We start from the raw sequence: 26,232 nt of genomic DNA, 5'->3' as shown, positions 1-26,232 counted from the left end.
CCTTCGGGCGAAGTCCTCAAGCGCCGGACGGGCTGATAGCCCGCCGCGCCCGCAACGCCAACCCCAGCGCCAACCGCGTATCCGGATCGTCCAGATCCACGCCCAGGAGCGAGCCGACCCGCGCCAGCCGGTCGTACAACGTCTGACGGTTGACGTGCAGCGCCCGCGCCGTCTCCGCCTTGCGGCCCGCGTGGCGCAGATACGCGTCCAGCGTGGGGAGCAACTCCGCCCGCGCGGAGGCGTCATGGGCGAGGAGCGGGCCGAGGGCCCGGTCCACGAAGGCGGGCAGGTCGGCCCCGGCCCGCAGGCGCCACAGCAGCAGATCGACGTCCAGCGCCCGCACGTCGTACCAGGGGCGGTCCGGGAGGCCGGCGGCCGCCTCCGCCGCCTCGGCGGCGTGGCGCAGGCCCGCTCCGGCCGACGCCCAGTCCGTCGGGGTGCCCACGACGACCACCGGGGCGCGCCGGGCCCGCACCCGGCGCGCCCCGGCGTGCAGCGCCGCCGCCAGGCGGTCGGCGACCGCGGGCCGGTCCGCCGCTGAGCGCAGGGCGGCCAGTAGCGGCACGCGCCCCTCCGGGAGCCGTACGCCCAGCAGCACCGGCACCCCCACCGCCGTCAGCTCCTCCTGGACCGCGCAGGTGAGAGCCGCCCAACCGCCTTCCTGGCAGGGCAGTTTCAGCGCCACGGGCAGCAGCGGCCCGGGGCCGGGGCGGAAGCCCAGGACGCGGGCCAGGGCGGGGGCGTCGGCCGGGTCGAGGCGGTCCTCGGCGAGGTCGGTGAGGAAGTCGCCGCGTCCCCGGGCGGCGAGCTCCTCCTCCTGGCGGGCCTGGAGGAGGACGACGGCCAGCAGCGCGGCCGTGCGGTCGGCGGCGATCCGGTGCACGGGCGCCAACGGCCCGTCGACCGGGAGGAGGACCAGCCGGGCGCGCGGGGCACCCGGGCCCCGCCCGGGTATCGGGACGTCCAGCCGGCCCTCGGGAAGGGCCCCGCGCAGTGCCTCCCATACCTGGAGCGGCCCGGCCGCGTAGAGGAGCCGCCCGTCGGAAAGGGACTCCAGGAAGACGGGGTTGCCGGCGAAGCCGGCGAGCAGCCGCAGCACCTCGGGCACCCCGCCGCCGTCCAACAGCGCCCGGGTGCACCGGTCATGGAGCTCCTCCGCGCGCCGCAGCACCGCGTAGTGCTCGTTGACCAGCTCGGTGTGGATCTCCTCGGTCACCGCGACGAACGGCACCTCCCGGTGCAACTGCACCAGCGGCAGGCCGTACGAGCGCGCGGTGTCCACGACCGCCGCGGGCAGCGTGCGGAAGCGCGCGCCGAGCTCCACCACCAGGGCGGCGATGTCCCGTTCGGCCAGCCCGCGGACGAACGCGCGCTGCTCGGCGGGGCGGTCGCCCAGGCCCAGGCCGGTGGTGAGCAGCAGCTCGCCGCCCTTGAGGAGGGCGGCGATGTGCGGGGCCTCGCCCGCGTGCACCCAGCGCACGGGGCGGTCGAGCCCGTCGGTGGCGGCCATCACCTCGGGCAGTCCCCGCCGCAGGGCGGGGAGTTCGAGCGCGCGGGCGACGGTGACGGTGCCGTGGGGTTCCATGGGGTGAACCTACGGGACACCGCAGGTTCACCTTTCCCCGGCCTTGAAGGCGTCAGCCCCCGAAGGCGCTCGACGCCGTCAGCCGCAGCGCCGTGTCGATCAGCGGGACGTGGCTGAAGGCCTGCGGGAAGTTGCCCACCTGCCGCTTGAGGCGCGAGTCCCACTCCTCCGCGAGCAGCCCCAGGTCGTTCCGGAGCGCCAGCAGCTTCTCGAACAGCTGGCGCGCCTCGTCCACCCGGCCGATCATCGCCAGATCGTCCGCGAGCCAGAACGAGCAGGCCAGGAAGGCCCCTTCGTCGCCCTCCAGACCGTCCACGCCCGCCTCGTCGCCGGCCGTCGGATAGCGCAGGACGAAGCCGTCGGGGGTGGACAGCTCGCGCTGGATCGCCTCGATGGTGCCGATGACGCGCTTGTCGTCCGGCGGCAGGAAGCCCATCTGCGGGATGAGCAGCAGCGAGGCGTCCAGCTCCTTGGAGCCGTAGGACTGGGTGAAGGTGTTGCGCTCCTTGTCGTAGCCCTTCTCGCAGACGTCGCGGTGAATGTCGTCGCGCAGCTCCCGCCAGCGCTCCAACGGGCCGTCCACGTCACCCGATTCGATGAGCTTGATGGTGCGGTCCACCGCCACCCAGGCCATCACCTTGGAGTGGACGAAGTGCCGGCGCGGGCCGCGGACCTCCCAGATCCCCTCGTCCGGCTCGTTCCAGTGGTCCTCGAGGTAGCTGATCAGACGGAGCTGGAGGAGCGAGGCGTAGTCGTTGCGGGCCAGGCCCGTCATGTGCGCCAGGTGCAGGGCCTCGATCATCTCGCCGTAGACGTCCAGCTGGAGCTGGCCCGCCGCGCCGTTGCCGACCCGGACCGGCCGGGAGTTCTCGTACCCCGGCAGCCAGGACAGCTCCGCCTCGCTGAGTTCGCGCTCGCCCGCGATGCCGTACATGATCTGGAGGTTCTCGGGGTCGCCGGCGACGGCCCGCAGCAGCCACTCGCGCCAGGCGCGGGCCTCCTCGCGGTAGCCGGTGCGCAGCAGCGACGAGAGGGTGATCGCGGCGTCCCGCAGCCAGGTGAAGCGGTAGTCCCAGTTCCGCGAGCCGCCGATGTCCTCGGGCAGCGAGGTGGTCGGCGCGGCGACGATGCCGCCGGTGGGCGCGTAGGTCAGGGCCTTGAGCGTGATCAGGGAGCGGACGACCGCGTCCCGGTACGGGCCGTGGTACGTACAGTGCTCGACCCACCCCCGCCAGAACTCCTCGGTGGCCTCCAGCGACCCGTCCGGGTCGGGCAGGGCCGGCGGCCCGCTGTGCGAGGGCTGCCAGCTGATGGTGAACGCCACGCGCTCACCGGGGGAGACGGTGAAGTCCGAGTAGGTCGTCAGGTCCTTGCCGAAGGTCTCGGCGGTGGTGTCCAGCCACACCGAGTCGGGCCCGGCGACGGCCACCGTGCGGTCGCCCACCTTGTGCACCCAGGGCACGACGCGCCCGTAGGAGAAGCGCATCCGCAGCGCGGAGCGCATCGGCACCCGGCCGCTGACGCCCTCGACGATCCGGATCAGCTGGGGGGCGCCGTCGCGCGGCGGCATGAAGTCGATGATGCGGACGGTGCCGCGGGCGGTGTCCCACTCGGACTCCAGGACCAGGGAGTCCCCCCGGTAGCGGCGGCGGTCGGCGCGCGGCGGTGCGGCCCCCGAGGGGTGCGCGGGGCCGATCCGCCAGTAGCCGTGTTCCTCCGTGCCCAGCAGCCCGGCGAACGCCGCATGGGAATCGAACCGCGGTAGGCACAGCCAATCGGCCGTGCCGTCCCGGCAGACCAGCGCGGCGGTCTGCATGTCGCCGATGAGTGCGTAATCCTCGATACGCCCGGCCACGTCATCTCCAGTCGAACGGCATCGTGACCCCGTACCCGGGGCCTCTGACGGTCAAGCGAAGCGATCTGTAGATCTTGTCGATCTGTGGGCGAGCCTGTGGTTCCGGAAAGGGGGGTCCCGCCCCTCTGGTGGGAAGAAGTGCCCCCGGTGGTGGCTGGGGGAGGTGGCTGGAGGAGGGCGGGATGGTGCCGTGCCGGCCGGCTCGCTGCAATGTGTCCGAGCAGGATACGACGCCGAGTTGGGGGATGCGCGACGGTTGGCCGGGGAATCCTGTGCCGAATGGGTGGCCTGTGACGCAGGGTCCGTACGGCCGTCGCGTCGCGTCACCGGAGGCGACCGCCCCGGGGCGCTGATACCCTGGTACCCCGTGGACCGGTGGGCGCAAGACCCCTCGACCGCAGCGACGGCACCCCCGCAAAGACGCCGGATGGGCGCCGGTACGCACCTCACCTCGCGACCACGGGAGACCCCCTTTGGCCATTGCCGCTAAGCCCACGACGACCAAGCACCTCTTCGTCACCGGGGGTGTCGCCTCCTCGCTCGGCAAGGGGCTGACCGCCTCCAGCCTGGGCGCGCTGCTCAAGGCCCGGGGTCTGCGGGTGACGATGCAGAAGCTCGACCCGTACCTGAACGTCGACCCGGGCACGATGAACCCGTTCCAGCACGGCGAGGTGTTCGTCACCAACGACGGCGCCGAGACCGACCTGGACATCGGCCACTACGAGCGCTTCCTCGACGTCGACCTCGACGGCAGCGCCAACGTCACCACCGGCCAGGTGTACTCCTCCGTGATCGCCAAGGAGCGGCGCGGCGAGTACCTGGGCGACACCGTGCAGGTCATCCCGCACATCACCAACGAGATCAAGCACCGCATCCGGCGCATGGCGACCGAGGACGTCGACGTCGTCATCACCGAGGTCGGCGGCACCGTCGGCGACATCGAGTCGCTGCCGTTCCTGGAGACCGTCCGCCAGGTCCGCCACGAGGTCGGCCGCGACAACGTCTTCGTCGTGCACATCTCGCTGCTGCCCTACATCGGCCCCTCCGGCGAGCTGAAGACCAAGCCGACCCAGCACTCCGTCGCCGCCCTGCGCAACATCGGCATCCAGCCCGACGCGATCGTGCTGCGCGCCGACCGCGAGGTCCCGACCGCCATCAAGCGCAAGATCTCGCTGATGTGCGACGTGGACGAGGACGCGGTGGTCGCCGCGATCGACGCCCCGTCGATCTACGACATCCCCAAGGTGCTGCACACCGAGGGCCTGGACGCCTATGTCGTCCGCAAGCTGGACCTGCCCTTCCGCGACGTGGACTGGGCGCAGTGGGACGACCTGCTGGAGCGCGTCCACCAGCCGGACCACGAGGTCACCGTCGCGCTGGTCGGCAAGTACATCGACCTGCCGGACGCCTACCTCTCGGTCACCGAGGCCATCCGTGCGGGTGGCTTCGCCAACCGCGCCCGGGTGAAGATCAAGTGGGTGACGTCGGACGACTGCGTCACTCCTGCCGGTGCCAAGAAGCAGCTGTCCGACGTTGACGCGATCTGCGTCCCCGGTGGCTTCGGCGACCGCGGCGTCAACGGCAAGGTCGGCGCGATCACCTACGCCCGCGAGAACAAGATCCCGCTGCTGGGCCTCTGCCTGGGTCTGCAGTGCGTGGTCATCGAGGCCGCCCGCAACCTGGCCGGCATCGCGGACGCCAACTCCACCGAGTTCGAGCCGGCCACCGCGCACCCGGTGATCTCCACCATGGCCGAGCAGATGGACATCGTCGCCGGCGAGGGCGACATGGGCGGAACGATGCGCCTGGGCATGTACCCGGCCAAGCTCGCCGAGGGCTCCATCGTCCGCGAGGTCTACGGCGACGAGCCGTACGTCGAGGAGCGCCACCGTCACCGGTACGAGGTCAACAACGCGTACCGCGCCGAGCTGGAGAAGAAGGCGGGCATCGTCTTCTCCGGCACCTCCCCGGACAACAAGCTGGTCGAGTACGTCGAGTACCCGCGCGAGGTGCACCCCTACCTCGTGGCCACCCAGGCCCACCCGGAGCTGCGCTCCCGGCCGACCCGCCCGCACCCGCTCTTCGCGGGTCTGGTGAAGGCGGCCGTCAAGCGCCAGCAGGGCTGATCCCAGCGGTCTTATACGGTTGACCGGGGTGAGCGCCTCCTCCTCGCGAGGGGGGCTCGCCCCGGTTTTCGCATTCCTGGAGGACGTGACGTATATGGGCATCAGCATCAAGGACACCGCCGAGACGTGGCAGGTCACCGCCAGCGAGACCCCGTTCGTCGGCAACAAGACCAGTGCGCGCACGGACGTGGTGGTCATGCCCGACGGGTCCACGGTCAAGCGCGACTACCAGGTGCACCCCGGCTCGGTGGCCGTCCTCGCCCTCGACGAGCAGGACCGGGTGCTGGTGATCAACCAGTACCGCCACCCCGTGCGGCACCGGCTCTGGGAGATCCCGGCCGGCCTGCTGGACATCCCCGGCGAGAACCCGCTGCACGCGGCGCAGCGCGAGCTCTACGAGGAGGCGCACGTCAAGGCCGAGGACTGGCGGGTGCTGACGGACGTCTTCACCTCGCCCGGCGGCTGCGACGAGGCGCTCCGCATCTTCCTGGCCCGCGAGCTCTCGGACGTGGAGGGCGAGCGCTTCGAGGTCTCCGAGGAGGAGGCGGACATGGAGCTGGCGCGGGTGCCGCTGGACGAGTTGGTGCGGGGGGTGCTGGCCGGGGAGCTGCACAACACCTGCCTGACGGTGGGGGTGCTGGCGTTGGTGGCGGCGCGGGCGGGGGAGGGTGTGGGGGCGCTGCGGGCGGCGGATGCGGCGTGGCCGGCGCGGCCGTTTGAGGTGTAGGGGGTTTTGCCCCTGGCCCGCCCTTTCACCGTTTCTTCCGGGGCGAGCCCCGGGCCCGTAACGCGGCTGCGCCGCGTTGACCGGGGGCTGCGCCCCCTGGACCCCTGAAGCGCCCTGCGGGCGCTGTCCTCAAGCGCCGGACGGGCTGAATTCAGCCCGTCCGGCGCTTGAGGACGAGCGGCGGAGCCGCGACAAACGGGGGCCAGGGGCGGAGCCCCGGAAGCAGGGGCGCAGGGGCGGAGCCCCGCCCACCGCGCGGCAGCGCGGTGTCGGGTCCGGGGCGCAGCCCCGGAGGAAACGGTGAAAGGGCGGGACCGGGGCACAACACCCCCACCGTCACCCCCACACCCCGCACACAAACCGAATAGGTGATGGTACGAAGAGCCGCGACGCGGCTCGCCCGCCCCACCGCGCCGGTGAACTACGCTCGGCCCGTGGAGACCGACGAAATGGCCGTGGCGACCGGCGTGCGCCCGCGCCGGTCGGGAGCGGCCGTCACCGGCCGAGCGCCCACCGGCGCGGGCGCCCCGTTCACCGGGCGGGACCGGGAACTCAAGGAACTCCGGGCCGACATCGCCCGGACCGGACTCGACACCCTCTCCGGGCGCAAACGCCCCCGCTGCCGCGTCCTGCTCGTCGCCGGACGCCCCGGTTCCGGCCGCACCGCGCTCGCCGAGGAGCTGGCCCGCCGGCTGGAGCGGGACTACCCGGACGGAGTACTCCGCTCCCGCCTCACGGACGCCGACGGCACCCCCGTCCCCCTCGACCGCACCGCCCGCGCCCTCCTCGCCGAGCTCGGCGCCACGGCCGCGGCCCCCGCGGGGGCGGACGAGGACGAGCTGGCCGCCGCGCTGCGCGGCGCCCTGACGGGCCGTCGGGTGCTGATGCTGCTGGACGACGCCCCGGGCGCGGAGCACGTGGAGCCGCTGCTGCCCGACGAACCGGAGTGCCTGGTCGTCGCCGTCGCCCGCGGCCCGCTCACCGGGGTGCCCGACGTCCGGCCGTGCACCCTGGGCGGGCTGGAGACGGCGCCGGCCGTCGACCTCCTGGAGTGGTACGCGGGCCCCACCCGCATCACCGTCGACCCGACGGCCGCGAGCGCCGTCGTCGAGGAGTGCGCCGGGCAGCCCGCGGCGCTCGTCCTGGTGGGCGGCTGGCTGGCGGCCCATCCCAAGATGTCGGTGGCCGACGCGGCCCGGCGGCTGCGCGAACTGCCCGTCCCCGAGGGGCAGGAGGGCACCGGCCGTCCGCTGGCCCGCGCCCTCCACCTGGCCTACGGGGCGCTGCCCCCGCTCAATGCCCGGATACTGCGCCTGCTGGCGCTCGCCCCGGCCGGACCGGCCGACGCGCACACCGCCTCGGCGCTGGCGGGCTGTTCGGTCGCCGCGGCCCAGGCCGCGCTGGAGGACTTCGTCGCCCGCGGCCTGCTGCGCACCGTTCCGGTGGACGGCGTCCCGGGCGCGCCCGGCGCCCTGCCGCCGCAGTACCAGGTGCCGGGCGCGCTCGCCCCGCTGCTGCGGGCCCTGCTGGAGACCACGGACCGGCCCGCCGAGGTGGAGCTGGCGCGGGCCCGGATGCTGGAGCGGGTCGTACGGCAGCTGCACTCGTGCCGGGCCGCCGCCGGGCTCGACGACCCGTCCGTCCGCAGACGCGTCGCCGAACTCCCGCGCCCGCTGCGGTTCCCGTCGGCGCGGGTCGCGGAGGAGTGGCTGCGCTCCCGGCTGCCCGCGCTGCTGGCGGCCGCCCGGCTGGCGGTGGAGGACGGCGGGCTCGACACCCTCGCCCGCCGCCTGGTCTCCGCGCTCACCCGGGCGCTCGGCGCCCACCTGCCCCCGGAGGAGGCCGGGCCCGAGCAGTACGGGCTGCACCGGCTGGTGCTGGACGTGGCGAGCCGCCGCTCGATGCCGCTGGAGCAGTCGGCGGCCCTGCTCAACCTGGGCGACCTGGACGCCCGGGCCGGACGCACCCGGATGGCGCTGGGCCGCTACCGGGAGGCGCTCGGGTCGGCGCGCGAGGCCGGGGATCCGTACGCGACGAGCAGGTCGCTGGAGTCGATCGCCTCCGCCTACCAGGAGCTGGGGGACTGGGAGCGGTCCGCCGACTGGTACCGGCGGGGCCTGGAGCTGCGGCTGACCCGCGGGGAACTGGCCGACGAGGCGCGGCTGTACGGGCGGCTGGGCGAGGTGCACGGCTACGCCGGGGAGTGGGGCGAGTCCCTGCGCAACTGGCGGGCCGCGGCCGCCGCCTGCCGCCGTCTGCAGGACCTGTCCGGGCACGCCCGGGCGCTGAGCGGGGCGGCGGACGCCCAGGAGCGGCTGGGGCGGCCGCAGGAGGCGCTGCGCACGGGGGCCGAGGCGGTCGAGTGCGCCCGGCGGTCCGGCGACGGGCGGCTGGAGGCCGCGGTCCGGCTGCGGCTGGCGGAGGCCCTGGAGAGGCTGGGGGACCCGGCGGGGGCGGAGGCGCACCGGCAGGCGGTCGAGGTCATGGATGTGACGGTGCGCGCTTAGCGTCGGTACGTTGGGGTACATCCAGGGGCAACCTACGAATTCGGTGGCAGGATCCGCAAAGATTGTTGCTTTGTAAGGCTAGACAGCTCGACCTCCTTCATTAGACTGGTTGCGCCGCGATCGACGCGGTCTGCTCTGGTGTGTCCCCGCACATCCGGATTAGCCTGAAAACCTCTGATTCAAGGACCGTGATCGACGTGAAGGTCGGCATCCCCCGCGAGGTCAAGAACAACGAGTTCCGCGTGGCCATCACCCCCGCCGGTGTCCACGAGCTGGTGCGCCACGGCCACCAGGTCGTCCTGGAGAAGGGCGCCGGTCTCGGCTCCTCCATCACGGACGCCGAGTACGTGGCGGCCGGTGCGGCCATCCTGGACACGGCCGACGAGGTCTGGGCCACCGCCGACCTGCTGCTGAAGGTCAAGGAGCCGATCGCGGAGGAGTACCACCGCCTTCGCAAGGGCCAGACCCTCTTCACCTACCTGCACCTGGCCGCCTCCCGCGAGTGCACGGACGCCCTGCTGCAGTCCGGCACCACCGCCATCGCGTACGAGACCGTCGAGCTGGCCAACCGCGGTCTGCCGCTGCTGGCCCCGATGTCCGAGGTCGCGGGCCGGCTGGCCCCGCAGGTCGGCGCCTACCACCTGATGCGTTCGGCCGGCGGCCGCGGCGTGCTGCCGGGCGGCGTCCCGGGCACCCACGCGGGCCGGGCCGTCGTCATCGGCGCCGGCGTCTCCGGCTGGAACGCCGCGCAGATCGCCGTGGGCATGGGCTTCCACGTCACCCTGCTCGACAAGGACATCAACAAGCTGCGCGAGGCGGACAAGGTCTTCGGCACCAAGGTGCAGACGATCGTCTCCAACGCCTACGAGCTGGAGAAGGCCGTCACCGAGGCCGACCTGGTCATCGGCGCCGTCCTCATCCCGGGCGCCAAGGCCCCCAAGCTGGTCACCAACGAGCTCGTCGCCAAGATGAAGCCCGGAAGTGTACTTGTCGACATTGCGATCGACCAGGGCGGCTGCTTCGAGGACTCGAAGCCCACCACCCACGCGGAGCCGACCTTCACCGTCCACGACTCCGTCTTCTACTGCGTCGCCAACATGCCGGGCGCGGTGCCGAACACCTCCACCTACGCGCTGACCAACGCCACGCTGCCCTACATCGTGGAGCTGGCCAACCGCGGCTGGCAGGAGGCGCTGAGCCGGGACGCCGCGCTCGCCAAGGGGCTCAACGTCCATGAGGGACAGGTCGTTTACGGTCCGGTGGCCGAGGCGCACGGCCTTCCGTCCGTCGAACTGAGCACGCTCCTCGGCTGAGGCGTGGGCGCGCCCACAACGGGAATGCACAACCGGCAGGGTCTTGCTCGCAAGGCCCTGCCGGGGTGTTTTCCGCATGATTTTCCGAGCTCATCCCCACCGGGAAAATGTGCGGGTGACGCGCTGAACACCCTTGACAGAAGGGTGTTCGATTGCCGACACATCGTGCCGTCTCCGGCGGATTGTGTTGCTGCGGACCGCCGACACGCCATAGAGTCGCCAACCGTCGGCATGGTGCCACGCTGACCTATCTAGATGTTTCCTGGTCACCAAGGAGGTAGGACGACTTGTGAATGAGTCGACATTTGCTCCCGGGGGTGGTCAACCAGGAATGCCTGCGCAGGCCCAGAGTCCCGTGGGACTCCACGCTGTCGGCTCCGTCGCTGTCCACACCTTCGCAAGCCAGCAGGACATCCAGAGCATGACGACAGCCCACCAGAGCATGGACGGTCAACACATGAACGCCAGGGCCGGCGACCGCGGCGGTGACCCCGCCCGTCTCGCCGACTACGAGGAGGTGCCCGACGGGCACTTCTACGACCCCGACGCGGAGTACGAGCCCGACCCCGAGTACGCGGCCACCCTCGCCCCGGACGCCGCCCGCCAGCGCCGCGAGCGCATCGGCCCCACCGGCCGTCCGCTGCCGTACTTCCCGATCCCGGGCCCGTTGACCGACCACGGCCCCGCCAAGATCATCGCGATGTGCAACCAGAAGGGCGGGGTCGGCAAGACCACCTCGACCATCAACCTGGGTGCCGCGCTGGCCGAGTACGGCCGCCGGGTGCTGCTCGTCGACTTCGACCCGCAGGGCGCGCTCTCCGTCGGACTGGGCGTCAACCCGATGGAACTGGATCTGACGGTCTACAACCTGCTGATGGAGCGGGGCATGTCGGCCGACGAGGTGCTGCTGAAGACCGCGGTCCCCAACATGGACCTGCTCCCCAGCAACATCGACCTCTCCGCGGCCGAGGTCCAGCTCGTCAGCGAGGTGGCCCGCGAGTCCACGCTGCAGCGCGCGCTCAAGCCGCTGATGGCCGACTACGACTACATCGTGATCGACTGTCAGCCCTCGCTGGGCCTGCTCACGGTGAACGCCCTGACGGCGGCTCACAAGGTCATCGTCCCGCTGGAGTGCGAGTTCTTCGCGCTGCGCGGGGTCGCCCTGCTCACCGAGACCATCGAGAAGGTCCAGGAGCGGCTCAACCCCGAGCTGGAGCTCGACGGCATCCTCGCCACCATGTACGACTCGCGCACCGTCCACAGCCGCGAGGTGCTCGCGCGCGTGGTCGAGGCGTTCGACGACCACGTGTACCACACGGTCATCGGCCGTACGGTCCGCTTCCCCGAGACCACCGTCGCGGGGGAGCCCATCACCACGTACGCGTCCAACTCCGTCGGCGCCGCCGCCTACCGCCAACTCGCCAGGGAGGTGCTCGCCCGGTGTCACGCCGAGTGAGTCTGCCCGGCGCCGACGAGCTGTTCCGCACCACCGGAGGGGTGGGGCTCCAGTCCTCGGCCCCCCGCAGACAGGCCAAGGCCGACGGGAGCGCCGCCGCCGCGCGGGTGCCCGGCCCGGCCGCCGCCGAGCCCGACGGCGCCGCGTCCCCGGCGTCCGGTGACGGCTCCGGGCCCGGAGCGCCGTCGGAGGCGCCGGCCGGAGCGGACCGGGAGCAGGACGGGGAGCGTTCCGAGCGCCCGGAGCGCCGCGCGTCCGTCCCCCCGGTCGGCGAACGGGAGCGTGCCGCGGGACGGTCCGCAGCGGCCTCCTCCTCCCGGACCGTCGACCCCGCCGCCCCGGCCCGCCGCCGCAGCCGCGCCGCCAACCGCCGGCCCAGCGGCCGGGAACGCCACGACGAGAAGATCACGGTCTATGTCTCCGCCGAGGAGCTGATGGACCTGGAGCACGCGCGCCTGGTGCTGCGCGGCGAGCACGGGCTCGCGGTGGACCGCGGCCGGATCGTGCGGGAGGCCGTGGCCGTCGTCCTCGCCGACCTGGAGGCGCGCGGCGACGCGAGCATCCTCGTGCGGCGCCTGCGGGGCCGCTGAGCGGGTTCGCCGATAGCCTGCCCGCGGCGGCCGTAGTCCGCCGAGCCGGCCTGCGGGCCGCTGGACCGCCTTTATCTCTTCGCTTGGACCCTCTTCGCATGCCCGAGTCCGCCGCTGCCGCCACTGTTCGTGCCGGGGTCCGCCGTGTGCTGGGCCGGGGGCCGGGCGGCGGCCGGTCCCAGGGCGCGGGCGCGGACCAGGAGGTTTCCCCCGCCCCGCCCCTTCCCGAAACCGGGGGGCAGACCCCCCGGACCCCCGAGCGGCCCGGCCGCGAGGGGGGCGTTGTGCCGGAATCCGGGGGCGTTGTGCCGGAATCCGGGGGCGTTGTGCCGGAATCCGGGGGCGTTGTGCCGGAATCCGGGGGCGTTGTGCCGGAGCCCGGGGGGCCGGGGGCGGAGTCCCCGGGTTCGGGAAAGGGCGGGGCGGGGGAAGAGCCTCCGGCCGGAGGTCCGGGCGGTGGCGACGGCCGTTTCACCCTTCACCTCGACAACTTCGAGGGGCCCTTCGACCTGCTGCTCCAGCTGATCGCCAAGCACAAGCTGGACGTCACCGAGGTCGCCCTCTCGCAGGTCACCGACGAGTTCATGGCCCATCTGCGGGCCATGGGGCCGGACTTCGACCTCGACCAGACGACCGAGTTCCTCGTCGTCGCCTCGACGCTGCTCGACCTCAAGGCGGCCCGGCTGCTGCCCGCCGCCGAGGTGGAGGACGAGGCCGACCTCGCCCTGCTGGAGGCCCGGGACCTGCTCTTCGCGCGCCTGCTGCAGTACCGGGCGTACAAGAGCATCGCGGCGATGTTCGGCGAGCGGATGGCGACGGAGGGCCGCCGCTACCCCCGTACCGTCGGCCTGGAGCCGCACCACGCGGAGCTGCTGCCCGAGGTCGTCCTCGGCATCGGCCCCGAGCGGCTCGCCGAGCTGGCCGTGAAGGCGATGCAGCCCAGGCCCGCGCCGCAGGTGTACATCGACCACATCCACGCCCCGTTGGTGAGCGTCCGGGAGCAGGCGGAGCTCGTCGTGGCCCGGCTGCGCGCGACCGGCGCCGCGAGTTTCGCGGAGCTGACGGCCGACGCCGCGGACACCCTCACGGTCGTGGCCCGCTTCCTGGCCCTGCTGGAGCTCTACCGCGAGCGGGCGGTCCAGCTGGAGCAGGAGGCGGCGCTGGGGGACCTGAGGGTCCGCTGGACGGGCGGGGAGGACACGGCGCCGCAGGTGACGGACGAGTTCGATCAGGAGGAAGAGCAGCAATGACGGAAACGCTCCCGCTGGGCCCCGCGCTGGAGGCCGTCCTCATGGTCATCGACGAGCCCGTCGCCGAGGAGCACCTCGCCAAGGTGCTGGAGCGCCCGCGCCGGGAGATCGCCGACGCCCTGCAGGCGCTGGCCGACGAGTACACCGCCCAGGGCCGCGGCTTCGAGCTGCGCGCCGTCGGCGGCGGCTGGCGCTTCTTCACCCGTCCCGCGTACGCGGACGCCGTCGAGGCCTTCGTGCTGGACGGCCAGCAGGCCCGGCTGACGCAGGCCGCGTTGGAGACCCTGGCCGTCGTCGCGTACCGTCAGCCGGTCAGCCGTTCGCGGGTCTCCGCGGTTCGCGGGGTGAACTGCGACGGCGTCATGCGCACCCTCCTCCAGCGGGGTCTCGTGGAGGAGACGGGGACGGAACCCGAAACAGGTGCGATCCTGTACAGGACGACGAACTATTTCCTGGAGCGGATGGGCCTGCGCGGCCTGGACGAGCTTCCCGAGCTCGCACCGTTCCTCCCGGAGGCGGACGCGGTCGAGGGCGACTCCCAGGAAGGGGTCCCGTCATTCGACCCGGATGCCCCGGACACCGAAGCGGACGACAAGACGGAACTTTGATGCGAAGCAGCGGCAGGAACAGCGGTAGCGACAACCGGGACGACCGGAGCGGGCGGGCAGGGTCTCCCCGTCCGTCGTCCGGGGGCGGGCGCGCGGGTGGCGGCCGTTCCGGCGGTGGACGCCCCGAGAGCGGCGGCCGTTCCGGCGGCGGGAGCTACGGCGGCTCCCGCTCCGGTGGCGGCGGCTACGGCGGCGGCCGTTCCGAGGGTGGTCGCTCCGGTGGCGGCGGCTACGGCGGCCGTTCCGAGGGCGGCCGTTCCGGCGGTGGCTACGGTGGCCGCTCCGAGGGCGGGCGTTACGACGACCGCCGCGACGACCGGCAGCAGGAGCGTCCGCGCCGTCCGCGCCCCGAGGAGCGCCGCTACGACGTGGGCCCCGACGCCGAGCGCACCCGCAGCGGTCCCACCAGCGGCCGTACCGGCGGACCCACCGGCAGCCGCGGCGCGGCGGCCCGCGGCGGCGCCAAGGGCGGCCCCCGCAGGAGCTCCACGGCCGGTTCCGGCGGGCGCAGCAGCGGGCCCGCCCGCGGCCACGGCTACGCCCCCGCCCGCCCGCGCGAGCTCGATGCCAAGATCGAGGAGCGCAACCGGGAGCGGCACAACAAGCCGCAGGTGAAGACCCCCAAGACCTTCCCCGGCGCCGAGCAGGAGGGCGAGCGTCTGCAGAAGGTGCTGGCCCGGGCCGGCATGGGTTCCCGCCGCGCCTGCGAGGAGCTGATCGAGCAGGCCCGCGTCGAGGTCAACGGCCGGATCGTCACCGAGCAGGGCCTCCGGGTCGACCCGGAGAAGGACGAGATCAAGGTGGACGGTCTGACCGTCGCCACCCAGTCGTACCTGTTCTTCGCCCTCAACAAGCCGGCCGGTGTCGTCTCCACGATGGAGGACCCGGACGGCCGCCAGTGCCTCGGGGACTACGTCACCAACCGCGAGACCCGGCTCTTCCACGTCGGCCGCCTCGACACGGAGACCGAGGGCATCATCCTGCTCACCAACCACGGCGAGCTGGCCCACCGCCTCACGCACCCGCGCTACGGCGTCCAGAAGACCTATCTGGCCGCCATCACCGGCCCGCTGCCCCGCGACATCGGCAAGCAGCTCAAGAGCGGCATCCAGCTGGAGGACGGCTACGCCCGCGCCGACAACTTCCGCGTGGTGCAGCAGACCGGCAAGAACTACCTGGTCGAGGTCACCCTGCACGAGGGCCGCAAGCACATCGTGCGGCGCATGCTGGCCGAGGCCGGCTTCCCGGTCGAGAAGCTCGTCCGCACCTCGTTCGGCCCGATCGCCCTCGGCGACCAGAAGTCGGGCTGGCTCCGCCGCCTCACCAACACCGAGGTCGGCATGCTGATGCGCGAGGTCGAGCTCTAGGAGGCCCCGTGGACCCGGGTGCTCCGCCGTCGCGGGGCACCTGGGATCCTTGGCCGATGAGCGAGACCGACGATGTACGGGCGGCCCGGCTGCGGGCCGCCGGCCTGCCGACCGCCGACCTGTCGCCCGTGCTGGCCGAACAGGGGCACCCCCTGGTCTTCGCCACCGTCTCCGGAGCCCACCTCTACGGCTTCCCGTCGGCCGACTCCGACGTGGACCTGCGCGGCGCCCACCTGCTCCCCGTGGCCGATCTGATCGGCCTCCGCGAGGGCGACGAGACCCGCTCGGTCATGGGGGACCGCGACGGGATCGAGATGGACCTCGTCACACACGATCTGCGCAAGTTCGCCCGGCTCATGCTCCGCCGCAACGGCTATGTGCTGGAGCAGCTGCTGTCGCCGCTCGTCGTCGGCACCTCGGACACCCATGCCGAGCTGGCGGCCCTGGCCCCCGGCGTGGTCACCCGCCATCACGCGCACCACTACCGGGGATTCGCGAGCACCCAGTGGCGGCTGTTCGGCGGCCGGCCCGAGCTCAAGCCGCTGCTCTACACCCTGCGGGTGCTGCTCACCGGCATCCATCTGATGCGCAGCGGCGAGGTCGAGGCCCATCTGCCGACCCTGCTCGACCTGGTGCCCGCGCCCGGCTACGTACCCGAGCTGATCGCGGCGAAGGCGGTGGCGGAGCACGGGGCGCTCGACGGGCTCGTCGACGCGGAGCGGCTGCGGGCGGACGTCGAGGCGCTGCACGGGGAGCTGGACGCGGCGCAGGCGGCCTCCCGGCTGCCGGAGGAGACCGGAGCGGGCGTGTACGACGCCCTGCACGAGCTGGTCGTCCGGGCGCGCGTGGCGTAGCCGCCGCGCGCGGGCCACGGGTACCGGCCCCCTCACCCCGCCAGTGCCGACGCCCGGCGCACCCGTATCAGGAAGTCCTCCACGCGCGCCCGGTCCGGCTCCGCCGGGAGCGGGGAGCGCGCCACCGCCGCGTCCGCCTCCTCGCGCAGGGCGGTCATCCAGCGCTCCGCCTCCGGCCACGGCACCTCGCCGCGGCGGACGGCGAGCAGTCGCTCCCGCCGGTCGCCGACGTCGACCGTGAGGGTGCCGGTGCGCAGCAGGTCGCGGGCGCTGCCCAGGAGGCGGAGCAGGTGCATCACATGCTTCCAGTTGGGCGCCCCGTGTCGGCGTACGGCCGCGTCGGACCTGGCGCGCTGGGCGTCCGCGTACCCGGCGAAGGACTGGTGCGCCCGCAGGGAGAGGAACGCCCCGCGCAGCGACACCAGTTCACGGCCCGTGGCGTCCGCGTGCTCGACGAGCGGGGAGTGGAGGACCTCCAGGATCCCGGGGTTGGCCCGCAGCGCCAGCTCGCAGAAGCGCTCCAGCTCCCAGGAGAACTGCTCCTCCGCCGGGCCCTCCACATGCGTCGGCGGCTTGGCGAAGCCCCAGAAGAGCCGGGTCGGCGCCGCGTACACCCCGCGCCGGTCGGTGTCGCTCGCCTCGGTGGCCAGCCCGAAGGCGCGCGAGCCCATGACGCAGGAGTAGATCGTGTGGTCGGTCACCAGGGCGTGCATGGCCCGCATTCTCGCCCGGGCTACGACCAGACCGCCAGGCCCGTCGCCCGCCCCTCCTCGTCCCGCTGGATCTCCATCATCCCCTCGACCGCGTCGCGGTTGATGCGGCCGAAGACGTGCGGGAAGAGGACGCCCGGGGCCACGCCGGGCGGGGGCTCGGGGTCGGCGGCCTCCCAGCGGACGAGGACGCCGAGCCGGTGCTCGTCGATCAGCAGTGCCATCAGCGGCCCCCGGGTGTCCCGGTAGAAGGCGGAGGCCACGGCGAGCGTCGTCTCCTCGTCGGGGGAGCAGTGCACGAAGCCCTCGTCGTTGAGGGAGGCGGGGGCGTACGGGCGGTCGGGGACGGACAGCCAGTCGTCGAGGGGCACCACGTGAAAGATCATGCCCTCGGTTGTACCCGACTCGGGCCTGGCTAGGGTGGGACGCGCAGCACCCGTCCCCCGCCCAGGTCGAGACCGCAAGGACCATCGCCTCCGTGAGAACCGCCCTCGTCATCGGCACCGGCCTGATCGGCACCTCCGCAGCCCTCGCGCTCGCGGGCCGCGGTGTGCAGGTGCACCTCAGCGACCACGACCCCGCGCAGGCCCGGACCGCCGCCGCGCGCGGCGCCGGCACCGACAAGGAGCCCGAGGGCCGCTGCGACCTGGTGATCGTCGCCGTGCCGCCGGCCCATGTCGCGGCCACCCTCGCGGAGGCGATCGGCGCCGGGCGCGGCCGCGCCTACCTCGACGTGGCCAGCGTCAAGGGCGGGCCCCGCCGCGAGCTGGAGGCCCTCGGCTGCGACCTCTCCGGCTACCTGGGCACCCACCCGATGGCCGGACGGGAGCGCTCCGGACCCCTGGCGGCCTCCGCCGACCTGTTCGAGGGGCGCCCCTGGGTGCTGACCCCGACCCGGGACACCGACACCGAGGTCCTCAACCTCGCCCTCGAACTGGTCGCCCTGTGCCGGGCGGTGCCCGTGGTGATGGACGCCGACGCCCACGACCGGGCCGTCGCCCTCGTCTCGCACACCCCGCAGCTGGTCTCCAGCATGGTCGCCGCCCGGCTGGAGGAGGCCGACGAGACGGCCGTGCGCCTGTGCGGCCAGGGCATCCGCGACGTGACCCGGATCGCCGCGTCCGACCCGCGGATGTGGCTCGACATCCTGTCCGCCAACCCCGGCCCGGTCGCCGACGTCCTCGACGGCCTCGCCGCCGATCTCGCCGCCACCGTGCGGTCCCTGCGCGCCCTGGACGGTGCCGAACCCGCCGGGGAGGCGATCACCGGCCTGGAGACGGTGCTGCGCCGCGGCAACGCGGGCCGCGCCCGCGTCCCCGGCAAGCACGGCGCGGCCCCCGCGGCGTACGAGACGGTCACCGTCCTCATCGGCGACCAGCCGGGCGAGCTGGCCCGGATCTTCGCGGACGCCGACCGCGCGGGCGTCAACATCGAGGACGTCCGCATCGAACACGCGACCGGCCAGCAGAGCGGCCTGATCCAGCTGATGGTCGAGCCGCAGGCCGTCGCGGCGCTCACCGCGACCCTGCGCGACCGGGGCTGGGCGCTGCGGCAGTAAGGGCCGGGCGCTGCGGCGGTGCGGATCGCGGCGGCGCGATCCGCTCCGGCGAGCCAGTAACCTTGGGGGAGCCTGAATACGTAGGGCTATTTCGACAAACGTGCACGAGGAAGGTGTCCGACACCGTGGAAACCGCCGCCAGGACCGCGCCGGCAGCAGTCATCGTCGGCATCGACGGCCCCTCCGGCACGGGCAAGTCCAGCACGTCCAAGGCCGTGGCCGCCAAGCTCGGACTGCGCTACCTGGACACGGGCGCGCAGTACCGGGCGATCACCTGGTGGATGCTGAGCAACGGCATCGACGTCGACGACGCCGCGGCCGTCGCCGCCGCGGCCGGCAAGCCCGAGATCGTCTCCGGTACGGACCCGTCGGCGCCCACGATCACGGTCGACGGCGCCGACGCCGCGGGCCCGATCCGCACCCAGGAGGTCACCTCCGCGGTCAGCGCCGTCAGCGCCGTCCCCGAGATCCGCACCCGGCTGACCGAGCTCCAGCGCTCGATCGCCGCCGCGGCCCCGCACGGCATCGTCGTCGAGGGCCGGGACATCGGCACGACCGTCCTGCCGGACGCCGACCTCAAGATCTTCCTGACCGCCTCCGCCGAGGCCCGCGCGGCCCGCCGCAACGGCGAGCTCAAGGGCAAGGACGCCGCCGACCTGGCCGCCACGCAGGCCGCCCTGGTCAAGCGCGACGCCGCCGACTCCGGCCGCAAGACCTCCCCGCTGGCCAAGGCCGCGGACGCGGTCGAGGTGGACACCACCGAGCTCACCCTGGAGCAGGTCATCGAGTGCGTGGTGACCCTGGTGGAGGAGCGGCGCAGCCGAGACGCAGCGCAGGTTGAGGGCTCTGACCGAGGAACGAGGGCGGAGCACTCGGCCGGAGCGGAGTCGAGGCGGAGCGCGACCGAAGGCACAGAGAAGCGCTCCGCGTGACCGCCTCCGCCTCCGGTGCGGCCGTCGGCAGACGGATCGGCATCGGCCTGATGCACGGGCTGTGGAAGCCCCGCGTGCTGGGCGCCTGGCGGGTGCCCGCCGCGGGGCCGGCCATCCTGGCCGTCAACCACTCCCACAACATCGACGGCCCGATGCTGATGGGCACCGCGCCCCGGCCCGTGCACTTCCTGATCAAGAAGGAGGCGTTCACCGGCCCGCTCGGCCCCTTCCTGCGCGGCATCGGCCAGCTGGAGGTGGACCGCAAGGGCGCCGACCGCGCCGCGGTCACCGGCGCGCTGGAGGTCCTGGAGCAGGGCGGCGTCCTGGGGATCTTCCCCGAGGGCACCCGGGGCGAGGGCGACTTCGCCTCGCTGCGGGCGGGCCTGGCCTACTTCGCCCTGCGCTCGGGGGCGCCCGTCGTCCCCGTCGCCGTGCTGGGCAGCACCGAGCGCAAGGGACGCCTCGTCCCTTCCCTGCCCCCGCTGCGCGGCCGGGTCGACGTCGTCTTCGGCGACCCCTTCGACGCCGGGGACGGCAGCGGGCGGCGCACGCGCGCGGCGCTGGACGAGGCGACCGTGCGCATCCAGCGGCGGCTGGGCGCGCACCTGGCGGAAGCCAAGCGCCTCACCGGGCGCTGAACGACACTGAGTAGCGGACCGCCTGGTCCGCCGACCATACGAACGAGGAACGGACTCCATGAACGACCAGATCCCCACCGGCGACGAGCACGGTGCGCTTGGCGACGCCGAGTACGCGGAGTTCATGGAGCTCGCGGCGCTGGAGGGCTTCGACGCCGACGAGGTCGAGAGCGAGATCGCCGCGGCCGGCCACGGCCCGCTGCCGGTGCTCGCCGTCGTCGGCCGCCCGAACGTCGGCAAGTCCACCCTGGTGAACCGCATCATCGGCCGCCGCGAGGCGGTCGTCGAGGACAAGCCGGGCGTCACCCGGGACCGCGTCACCTACGAGGCCGAGTGGGCCGGCCGCCGCTTCAAGGTCGTCGACACCGGCGGCTGGGAGCAGGACGTCCTCGGCATCGACGCCTCCGTCGCCGCCCAGGCCGAGTTCGCCATCGAGGCCGCCGACGCGGTCGTCTTCGTCGTGGACTCCTCCGTCGGCGCCACCGACACCGACGAGGCCGTCGTCAAGCTGCTGCGCCGGGCCGGCAAGCCCGTCGTCCTGTGCGCCAACAAGGTGGACGGCCCCTCCGCCGAGGCCGACGCCGCCATGCTCTGGTCGCTGGGCCTGGGCGAGCCCCACCCGGTCTCCGCCCTGCACGGCCGCGGCACCGGCGACATGCTGGACGCGGTCCTGGAGGCGCTGCCCGACGCCCCGGCCCAGACCTTCGGGAACGCCATCGGCGGCCCCCGCCGCATCGCCCTCGTCGGCCGCCCGAACGTCGGCAAGTCCTCGCTGCTCAACCGGCTCGCGGGCGAGGAGCGCGTGGTCGTCAACGAGCTGGCCGGCACCACCCGGGACCCGGTCGACGAGCTGATCGAACTGGGCGGCAAGACCTGGAAGTTCGTGGACACCGCCGGCATCCGCCGCCGCGTCCACCTCCAGGAGGGCGCCGACTACTACGCCTCGCTGCGCACCGCCGCCGCCGTCGAGAAGGCCGAGGTGGCCGTCATCCTCATCGACGCCGCCGAGTCCATCAGCGTCCAGGACCAGCGGATCATCACCATGGCCGTCGAGGCCGGCCGCGCGCTGGTGCTCGCGATCAACAAGTGGGACACCCTCGACGAGGAGCGCCGCTTCTACCTGGAGCGCGAGCTCGAGACCGAGCTCGGCCAGATCGCCTGGGCGCCGCGGGTGAACGTGTCCGCGCGGACGGGCCGGCACATGGAGAAGCTCGTCCCGGCGATCGAGACCGCCCTCGCCGGCTGGGAGACCCGCGTGCCCACCGGCCGGCTCAACGCCTTCCTCGGTGAGCTCGTCGCGGCCCACCCGCACCCCATCCGGGGCGGCAAGCAGCCGCGCATCCTCTTCGGCACCCAGGCGGGCACCAAGCCGCCGCGGTTCGTCCTCTTCGCCTCCGGCTTCCTGGAGGCCGGTTACCGCCGCTTCGTCGAGCGGCGGCTGCGCGAGGAGTTCGGTTTCGAGGGGACGCCGATCCACATCTCGGTGCGGGTGCGGGAGAAGCGCAGCCGTAAGAAGTAGACGGCGGGCGGTCCGGGTGCGGCCGGGGGTACGGGGGTTGCCCCCGGGAGGTCGCAGCCGGGAGAAGCGCAGCCGTAAGAAGTGAAGCAGTGAGAGCGGCGGGCGGGCGCGCGGCTAGAAGCCGCGCATCCGCCCGTCACGCGAGCCGGGCGGCAGCGCGGGCAATTGCCCGCGCTGCCGCCCGTGCGACTGGTACGTGTCCCAGTTCCCCGACCAGCCCGTGTGCCCCGGGTACGGCGCGTGCCCGGTGAGCTGGCCGTAGTACCCCTGGCCCTGGCCCGCGCCCTGCTGCGGGAGGCCGAATCCCTTGAAGCCCAGCTCCTCCTCGCCCGCCCGGTCGCCGGGCAGCGTGCGGAAGGAGCGGCGGTACTCGGAGCAGAGGGCGTCGAAGATCGGGGTCACCGAGGCGGGGCGGCTCTGGGCGGCGTCGCGGGGTGGGCGCATGCCGGGGATGTAGTTCTGGTACGAGGTCCGGGAAGCGGGTTCGTAAGAGTACACATCCCAGCCAACGACCCCGGGGGCCATCGGATGCGGCCCGGCCCGCGAATCCTTCCCCGGGGCAGGGGGAAACAGGGGTGCGCCGGTTCACCCCGGGGCGCACGCCCTCGATCATGTGCCCGCGAGCGGCATCGCCGCGCCCACCAGCTTCCCCGCGGCCGCCGCCCGGTCCATCGCCTCCCGCAGCAGGTCCTCGCGCGGCTGCTGGCCGATCGTGCCGACGGGGGCGGCGAAGACCAGCACCCGCCCCGACTTGTTGACGGCCGACCGCCACTCGTCGGCCACCTGCATCGGCTGGTGCGCCTGCCACCAGGCCACCGGCGCGCCCCCGTTGGCGTTGGGCTGGAGTACCGCGTGCAGCTTGCCCATCACCAGCAGCACCGACCAGCCCGGGAGCCTCTCGGGCACCTGGTCGAGCGCGGTGATGGTGGAGAAGCCCTGCTCGGAGAGGAGCTCCAGGAAGACGTCCACCGGGCCGGTCGTGCCCGGGCGGGCGATCGGCACCAGCGGCTCGACGACCAGCGAGGGCTGCACCTCGCCGCCCACCAGCAGCAGCCCGCTGGTGACGCCCAGCTCCGCCTGGAGCGGGAGGTCGGAATCGGGCTGCGGCTGCTGCCCGTCGCCGCCGGTGATGGACCGCACCGCGCCCTGGAGCTGCTCCTCGGAGACCGGGACCACCTGCGAGGGGATGCAGGAGGCATGCGCGAAGGCGAGCACCGCCGTCTCCTCGCCGACGAACAGCACGGTGCTGGTGCGCTCCCGCTCGCTGTTGCCGGGGGTGCGGCACGAGGTGCAGTCGTAGGTTCCCGGGGCGTTGTCGCCCCCGAGCAGGCGGTCCGCTTCTTCGTCGCCGATCTCGGCGCGTACTTCTTCGCTGACGTCGAGCATGCGAGGCACGGGGGCTCCTCGTACTTCCGGTGCGTGGGCGGTGGCGCCGGGCGGTTCCCGGCTCGTAACGAAGACAACGGAGGACCCGGGGCCGGGGTCACGCCCTCGCGCGGCGGCGCTTCGCGGCATCCCGAACCTGGCGGGAACCCGCCGCCCGGACGTCATGGAATGCTCATCGTTCCGTGATCGAGTCGAGGACCGGGGCCAACCTCCTGATCGTCAGTACGGTCTAATCTTCAGGAGGCGCGCCACCGGGCACGCACACCGGCTGTGGGGACGAATGCACATCTCATTCCTGATTCACAATGCCTACGGCATCGGCGGCACCATCCGCACCACGTACAACTTGGCGAGCACCCTCGCCGAGCACCACGACGTGGAGGTCGTCTCCGTCTTCCGGCATCGGGACGAGCCCGTCCTCGCCCCGTCCGCCAAGGTGCGGCTGAGGCACCTGGTGGATCTGCGCAAGGGCAGCCCGGGCTACGAGGGCGACGACCCGGAGTACGAGCGCCCCGCCACCGTCTTCCCCGCAGCCGAGGGCCGCTACAAGCAGTACAGCGCGCTCACCGACCGGCGCATCGCCGACCACCTGCGGAGCCTGGAGTGCGACGTGGTCGTGGGCACCCGGCCCGGACTCAATGTGCACATCGCCCAGCAGGCCCGGCGCGGCGTCACCCGGGTCGGCCAGGAGCACCTCACCCTCAGCACCCACTCCGCCCCCCTGAAGCTGGCGCTGCGCACCCACTACCCCCGGCTCGACGCCGTCACCACCGTGACCGAGGCGGACGCGCGCACCTACCGCAAGGTGATGCGGCTGCCCGGGGTGCGCATCGAGGCCGTGCCCAACAGCGTGCCCGCGCCGGCCCTCGCCCCCGCCGACTCCTCCGGGAAGTGGGTGATCGCCGCCGGCCGGCTCGCCCCCGCCAAGCGCTACGACGTGCTCGTCAAGGCCTTCGCCAAGGTCGTGGAGCGGCGCCCGGACTGGCGGCTGCGGATCTACGGCGCCGGCACCGAGAAGGCCAAGCTGCGCGCCCTCGTCGACAAGCTCGGCCTCTACAACCACGTCTTCCTCATGGGCCCCGCCAATCCGCTGGAGGCGGAGTGGGTCAAGGGCTCGATCGGCGCCGTCACCTCCAGCCTGGAGTCGTTCGGCATGACGATCGTCGAGGCGATGCGCTGCGGCCTGCCCGTGGTCTCCACGGACTGTCCGCACGGCCCCCGCGAGATCATCCACGACGGCACCGACGGCCTGCTCGTGCCGGTCGGCAAGACCGACGCCATCGCCGCGGGCCTGCTGAAGCTGATCGAGGACGACGAGCTGCGCCGGCGCATGGGCCGGGCGGCGCTGGAGAGTTCGGCCCGCTTCGACCCCGCCGAGATCGCCGGGCGCTACGAGCGGCTCTTCGACGACCTCACCGGCCGCGGCGCCCTGCGCGGTTCCCTGCACCGCACCCGCGGGGCCCTGCTCAGCGGTGCCCTGAGGACGAAGGACGCCGGCCGGTCCGCGCTGCGCCGGGTGCGTGCCGCATGACCTCTTCCCCGATCCCCGCCGGGCCCGCCGACGCGGGCTCCACCGTTCCCGAGGAGTTCACCATCGTGTCTGCCCCGCCGCGCGCCGACTGCATCGCGGATTCCGCGGGCGGACTCACCTTCGACCTCGACGCCCCCGAGGGGGCCGACGTCTCCGGCCACTGGTCGGCGGCGCTGGTGCTGCTCCGCAGGGGCGGCAACGTTGTCGAGAATCCCGACGATGAGGTCCGCCTGCCGCTCACCCCCAACGGCGACGGCCGGCTGCGCGCCGTCCTGCCCAGCACCGTCCCGCTGCCGGAGGGCCGCTGGGACGTCCACCTGGGCGTCGGGGAGGCGGATCCGGTGCGGCTGCTGCCGGGCCTGGCCGACCTGCGCTCCCTGGTGGACCGGCGGCCCGGCCCCAGCACCTCGCCGCTCGCGGTGCGCATCCCCTACGCCACCAAGCACGGCAACCTCTCGCTGCGCACCTGGCAGCGGGCCCCGCACGCCGAGGCCGGCGACCTGGGGATCGACGCCAAGGGCATCACCGTGGCCGGCACGTTGCACCGGGTGGAGAACCCGGAGGAGTGGCTCGCCGGTGCTGTCGCCGAGGCGCGCTGCCGCCGCGACACCGAGCTGGTCCGTACGGCGCCGGTCACCGCGAGCGGCCCCGACTTCTCCTTCTCCTTCGCCCTGGCGGAGCTGTGCGAGTCCTGGGAGGGCGGCCCGGACGCCTGGGACCTGTGGCTGCGTCCCGCGGACGGTTCGGCCGCGGCCCGGGTGGCCCGGCTGCTGGACGACGTGGCGGAGAAGGGCCAGGTCTTCGTCTACCCGGCCCAGCCGGTGGACGCCCCGTACGCGCCCGCCCAGGCCGGCCCGTACTACACCGCCGACAACGACCTGGCGATCCGCGTCGACGAGCGGCCGCCCGTCCGCTAGGCGCTCCGCCGGAGGTCGGGCACGTCATCCGCGAGTGCGTCGTGGCCGGTCGCGCCCACGCGGCGGAGCCGCACGTCGCAACAGCCCCGCGCCCCTTCGGGGCGCTGCCGGACCGCACCGGACCGCACCGGACTTCTCCGGGCCCGCTCGGCGGACCGGCCGCGTCCGTGCCCCCGTCCGCCGGGGCCGGCCCGGGCGCCCGGCCCTGTCCGCCGCCTTCCGGAATTAAATATTCCGCAGCCTGCGGGGAACATCCGGAGGGTTCACGGCATTCTTTCCGGCGAGGGGACGAGGCAGCCCCGGCATCGAATTCCGATGGAAATACCGAAGGGTTTTCGGGAGCGGGACAGCCGGCCGGGCGCATTCCCAAACGGAGTTCATGGGGCCGTATAGCGGGGGCGAAAAAAGACCCGTGGGAGTGATGCGCCCTCCCGTAAACGCGGCCATGGATTTCTGTGACAGAAGTGTGACCCATGGTGGGCCGGAGGCGGCCGGTGCGCGGTCCGCGGCAGGCTGCCGGAGGCGCTTCCCAGGGTCTACGGTGGCTGCCATGGTGCCTCTGCCGAACCTGCCCGGCCTGCCGGCGGACCCCGACGACGACCCCGGGGAGTACGTGGGCCTCGACGCCGAGGGCGCGGCCGCCCGGGCGCGTGCCCGGGGCTGGACGACCGTCCGCGCGCTGCCGCCGGACACGGTGATCACCCTGGAGTATGTGGCCGGGCGGCTGAACCTCGAGGTGGCGGACGGCGTCGTGCGGCGCTGCTGGAAGGGCTGACGCCCGGCATGCGGAAAGGGCCGCCCCC

The 26,232-nt window shown here is 73.4% G+C and carries 23 protein-coding genes; 17 read left to right on the top strand and 6 right to left on the bottom strand.

What is annotated here, in order from left to right:
* Positions 1–16: 16 nt before the first annotated feature.
* Together AB8735_RS09685 and AB8735_RS09680 are read right to left on the bottom strand one after the other, a co-directional pair.
* Entirely contained in the window at positions 17–1,585 is a 1,569-nt protein-coding gene (locus tag AB8735_RS09685; RefSeq protein ID WP_372406654.1) for a PucR family transcriptional regulator, read from the bottom strand.
* 52 nt (positions 1,586–1,637) lie between these two features.
* Complete coding sequence (locus tag AB8735_RS09680) at positions 1,638–3,440, bottom strand: glycoside hydrolase family 15 protein (RefSeq protein WP_344023815.1); 1,803 nt, start codon at positions 3,438–3,440, stop codon at positions 1,638–1,640.
* Positions 3,441–3,913: 473 nt separating this feature from the next.
* On the opposite strand from AB8735_RS09680, the gene AB8735_RS09675 reads away from it, so the two are divergent.
* The 10 genes from AB8735_RS09675 (at position 3,914) to AB8735_RS09630 (ending at position 16,238) form a co-directional block, all read left to right on the top strand.
* Positions 3,914–5,566: a CTP synthase gene (locus AB8735_RS09675; RefSeq protein ID WP_372406653.1), complete on the top strand. Its 1,653-nt coding sequence runs from the start codon at positions 3,914–3,916 to the stop codon at positions 5,564–5,566.
* Between the two features lie 100 nt (positions 5,567–5,666).
* The gene (locus AB8735_RS09670; protein WP_372411808.1) at positions 5,667–6,293 is read left to right on the top strand and encodes an NUDIX domain-containing protein; all 627 of its coding nucleotides are present in this window, start codon (positions 5,667–5,669) and stop codon (positions 6,291–6,293) included.
* 449 nt (positions 6,294–6,742) lie between these two features.
* A complete protein-coding gene (locus tag AB8735_RS09665) occupies positions 6,743–8,800 on the top strand; it encodes a tetratricopeptide repeat protein (protein WP_372411807.1) in 2,058 nt (685 codons plus the stop codon).
* Positions 8,801–8,997: 197 nt separating this feature from the next.
* A complete protein-coding gene (ald, locus tag AB8735_RS09660; protein WP_344023930.1) occupies positions 8,998–10,113 on the top strand; it encodes an alanine dehydrogenase in 1,116 nt (371 codons plus the stop codon).
* 331 nt (positions 10,114–10,444) lie between these two features.
* The gene (locus AB8735_RS09655; protein WP_344023819.1) at positions 10,445–11,569 is read left to right on the top strand and encodes a ParA family protein; all 1,125 of its coding nucleotides are present in this window, start codon (positions 10,445–10,447) and stop codon (positions 11,567–11,569) included.
* Complete coding sequence (locus tag AB8735_RS09650) at positions 11,566–12,159, top strand: hypothetical protein (protein ID WP_372411806.1); 594 nt, start codon at positions 11,566–11,568, stop codon at positions 12,157–12,159. The genes AB8735_RS09655 and AB8735_RS09650 overlap by 4 nt, the downstream gene beginning before the upstream one ends.
* 98 nt (positions 12,160–12,257) lie before the next feature.
* Positions 12,258–13,409, top strand: a complete 1,152-nt coding sequence (locus AB8735_RS09645; protein ID WP_372406651.1) for a ScpA family protein — start codon at positions 12,258–12,260, stop codon at positions 13,407–13,409.
* A complete protein-coding gene (scpB, locus tag AB8735_RS09640) occupies positions 13,406–14,017 on the top strand; it encodes an SMC-Scp complex subunit ScpB (protein ID WP_344023826.1) in 612 nt (203 codons plus the stop codon). Before AB8735_RS09645 ends, scpB begins: the two co-directional genes overlap by 4 nt.
* Entirely contained in the window at positions 14,017–15,384 is a 1,368-nt protein-coding gene (locus tag AB8735_RS09635) for a pseudouridine synthase (RefSeq protein WP_372406650.1), read from the top strand. Before scpB ends, AB8735_RS09635 begins: the two co-directional genes overlap by 1 nt.
* A 56-nt stretch (positions 15,385–15,440) precedes the next feature.
* Positions 15,441–16,238 (top strand): DNA polymerase beta superfamily protein, encoded by a 798-nt coding sequence (locus tag AB8735_RS09630; protein ID WP_344023830.1) that lies wholly within the window; start codon positions 15,441–15,443, stop codon positions 16,236–16,238.
* 32 nt (positions 16,239–16,270) lie between these two features.
* Here the strand turns inward: AB8735_RS09630 and AB8735_RS09625 are convergent, their stop codons facing one another.
* Both AB8735_RS09625 and AB8735_RS09620 read right to left on the bottom strand, forming a co-directional pair.
* Positions 16,271–16,951, bottom strand: a complete 681-nt coding sequence (locus AB8735_RS09625) for a DNA polymerase beta superfamily protein (protein ID WP_372406649.1) — start codon at positions 16,949–16,951, stop codon at positions 16,271–16,273.
* Between the two features lie 20 nt (positions 16,952–16,971).
* Positions 16,972–17,334 (bottom strand): DUF952 domain-containing protein, encoded by a 363-nt coding sequence (locus AB8735_RS09620; RefSeq protein WP_344023834.1) that lies wholly within the window; start codon positions 17,332–17,334, stop codon positions 16,972–16,974.
* Between the two features lie 83 nt (positions 17,335–17,417).
* On the opposite strand from AB8735_RS09620, the gene AB8735_RS09615 reads away from it, so the two are divergent.
* The 4 genes from AB8735_RS09615 (at position 17,418) to der (ending at position 21,595) form a co-directional block, all read left to right on the top strand.
* Positions 17,418–18,506: a prephenate dehydrogenase gene (locus tag AB8735_RS09615; RefSeq protein ID WP_372411805.1), complete on the top strand. Its 1,089-nt coding sequence runs from the start codon at positions 17,418–17,420 to the stop codon at positions 18,504–18,506.
* Positions 18,507–18,619: 113 nt separating this feature from the next.
* A complete protein-coding gene (cmk, locus tag AB8735_RS09610; protein ID WP_372406647.1) occupies positions 18,620–19,438 on the top strand; it encodes a (d)CMP kinase in 819 nt (272 codons plus the stop codon).
* Between the two features lie 50 nt (positions 19,439–19,488).
* Positions 19,489–20,076, top strand: a complete 588-nt coding sequence (locus AB8735_RS09605; RefSeq protein WP_344023934.1) for a lysophospholipid acyltransferase family protein — start codon at positions 19,489–19,491, stop codon at positions 20,074–20,076.
* A gap of 58 nt (positions 20,077–20,134) precedes the next feature.
* Positions 20,135–21,595 (top strand): ribosome biogenesis GTPase Der, encoded by a 1,461-nt coding sequence (der, locus tag AB8735_RS09600; RefSeq protein ID WP_372406646.1) that lies wholly within the window; start codon positions 20,135–20,137, stop codon positions 21,593–21,595.
* A gap of 114 nt (positions 21,596–21,709) precedes the next feature.
* Here the strand turns inward: der and AB8735_RS09595 are convergent, their stop codons facing one another.
* Both AB8735_RS09595 and AB8735_RS09590 read right to left on the bottom strand, forming a co-directional pair.
* A complete protein-coding gene (locus AB8735_RS09595) occupies positions 21,710–22,039 on the bottom strand; it encodes a hypothetical protein (RefSeq protein ID WP_344023841.1) in 330 nt (109 codons plus the stop codon).
* A 165-nt stretch (positions 22,040–22,204) separates the two neighbouring features.
* On the bottom strand, positions 22,205–22,990 hold the full coding sequence (locus tag AB8735_RS09590; RefSeq protein ID WP_344023843.1) for a hypothetical protein: 786 nt from the start codon (positions 22,988–22,990) through the stop codon (positions 22,205–22,207).
* Positions 22,991–23,261: 271 nt separating this feature from the next.
* On the opposite strand from AB8735_RS09590, the gene AB8735_RS09585 reads away from it, so the two are divergent.
* The 3 genes from AB8735_RS09585 to AB8735_RS09575 all read left to right on the top strand — a co-directional run bounded on the left by AB8735_RS09585 (position 23,262) and on the right by AB8735_RS09575 (position 26,204).
* Positions 23,262–24,512 (top strand): glycosyltransferase family 4 protein, encoded by a 1,251-nt coding sequence (locus AB8735_RS09585; RefSeq protein WP_372406645.1) that lies wholly within the window; start codon positions 23,262–23,264, stop codon positions 24,510–24,512.
* Positions 24,509–25,429, top strand: a complete 921-nt coding sequence (locus tag AB8735_RS09580) for a hypothetical protein (RefSeq protein WP_372406644.1) — start codon at positions 24,509–24,511, stop codon at positions 25,427–25,429. The genes AB8735_RS09585 and AB8735_RS09580 overlap by 4 nt, the downstream gene beginning before the upstream one ends.
* 550 nt (positions 25,430–25,979) lie before the next feature.
* Positions 25,980–26,204: an I78 family peptidase inhibitor gene (locus AB8735_RS09575; RefSeq protein WP_344023849.1), complete on the top strand. Its 225-nt coding sequence runs from the start codon at positions 25,980–25,982 to the stop codon at positions 26,202–26,204.
* Positions 26,205–26,232 lie beyond the last annotated feature (28 nt).

Origin of the sequence: Streptomyces luteireticuli (genome assembly GCF_041519305.1) — a bacterium.
Taxonomy (GTDB): Bacteria; Actinomycetota; Actinomycetes; order Streptomycetales; family Streptomycetaceae; genus Streptomyces; species Streptomyces luteireticuli.
The sequence above is the reverse complement of the archived record's forward strand: the minus strand, read 5'-3'. Positions and strand labels throughout refer to the sequence as shown.